The sequence below is a fragment of the Corallococcus sp. AB049A genome, assembly GCF_003668885.1.
GTDB lineage: Bacteria > Myxococcota > Myxococcia > Myxococcales > Myxococcaceae > Corallococcus > Corallococcus interemptor.
Genome location: NZ_RAWL01000785.1, coordinates 1 through 1542, shown reverse-complemented (window position 1 = coordinate 1542; position 1542 = coordinate 1). Strand labels below are relative to the sequence as shown.

The window sequence follows — 1542 nt, the reverse complement described above, 5'->3', positions numbered from 1 at the left end:
CGCCGTGCCCCATCCGGTCCGCCCACGCCTCCGCGCACGGCCCCATGCCGCGCTTCCAGAAGGTAAGCAGTGAGGTGTTGAAAAGCGCCCCCGGAGCTCATCCTCGCGGGCGATGGCTAGTAGTGCACGGAGACGAAGACTCGCAGTTGGTATGCGTCTTTCCGCACGTCCGGGTAGGTGTCGAAGCGGCTGTGGCGGCGGAACCAGTTCAGCTCTGAACCCAGTCCCAGGCGCTTGTACACCGGCAGGTCCACCTGGAGCTGGCCGGTGAAGACCTCGTGTAAGCCGCCGGAGCCATCCAGCACCACGATGTGGGAGGTGCCTGCCTCCAGCGTGAGGACCTCCCAGTCTCCGCGCATGTACGCCAGCTGGAGGTTCATGCCCAGGCCGGGGCCGTAGTCGTAGTTGCGGCCCCCGCTCTCATCGCTGCCGCTGTGCTCGGAGGAGATGCCGGTGAGGATGCTTCCCTCCACCAGCAGCGCGGTCCGCAGCTTCGAGCGCGCGCTGAGCTGGCGCTCATGCAGCAGGCCCGCCTCCAGGGACTGGCTGCCCAGCTCGTACGCCTCCGTGTCCACGACGCTGAGCTGCTGGAGCAGGCCCAGGCGCAGCTCGTCCTTCTGCGTGCTCAGGAAGGACGCCTTCAGCAGCATCCCCTGGATGCGCGCATGGCTGATGAAGCTGCTCTCCTTCGACGTGAACTGCACCCGCGCGTCGAAGGCGTCGAAGGGGCGGCGGATGTCGCCCTGGTACATGTCGCCGTAGCGCATGGCCGCGTGGAAGAAGAACTGGTCCTCGCCCCAGGCCAGGGGCCGGCCGTCGCCCAGCTTGAGGTAGCCCAGGGTGCCCCAGATGGACAGGTCATCCGGCCGCCAGTCCGCGGGGGTGGGCTCGCGGCGCGTCACGTCGCCGCGCACCACGCGGTTGAAGCCGCGCACGGGGCTCATGCCGGCGGCGGTCAGCTCGCGCACGAAGCGCTCTCCGCCCCGGGCCTCCGTGTCCAGCACCAGCGAGGACAGCCGGTAGAGCCCCTCGCCAATGGCCATGCCGCCCACGGACGTGTTGATGAGGTCGTTGACGGAGGGCAGCTCGTTCTCCGCGAACAGCTCCCACTGCGCGCTGCCAAACAGCGTGAAGGCCAGGGCGGCCGCGTAGGGCACGCCGTTGTCGCGCGCGGCCGTGTAGTAGAGGCTGCCGTGGTACGGGTGCGCGAACTGGTTGGTGAGGAAGCCGTCCCCGTCCCAGACGAAGCCCGTGGTCAGGTTCTTCGTCCACGTGTCCGGGCCCACCTTCGCCCACTCCTTCTGCGCGAGGACCCGGTCCCACGTCCAGACGAACACGTTGATGGAGGTGATCTCCCCCACCGCGAGCCACGGGTGGACCTGCTCCCGGGACGCGTCCTCGTTCAGCGGGGCATCCGCTGGCAGTGGGGGCGCCGGCTCCTGCGCCAGGGCCGGCCCGCCCAGCAGCAGTCCGCAGGCGAACAGCACGGCACCCGAAGGCCACGGACTTCCCTCTGCGCCGTGCCCCCGCCCGCGCCTGACT

General features: G+C 69.5%; 1 protein-coding gene. It reads right to left on the bottom strand.

The features are described from left to right. Positions 1-116: 116 nt before the first annotated feature. A complete protein-coding gene (locus tag D7X55_RS39355) occupies positions 117-1487 on the bottom strand; it encodes a DUF3943 domain-containing protein (RefSeq protein ID WP_233610361.1) in 1371 nt (456 codons plus the stop codon). Positions 1488-1542: the final 55 nt, after the last annotated feature.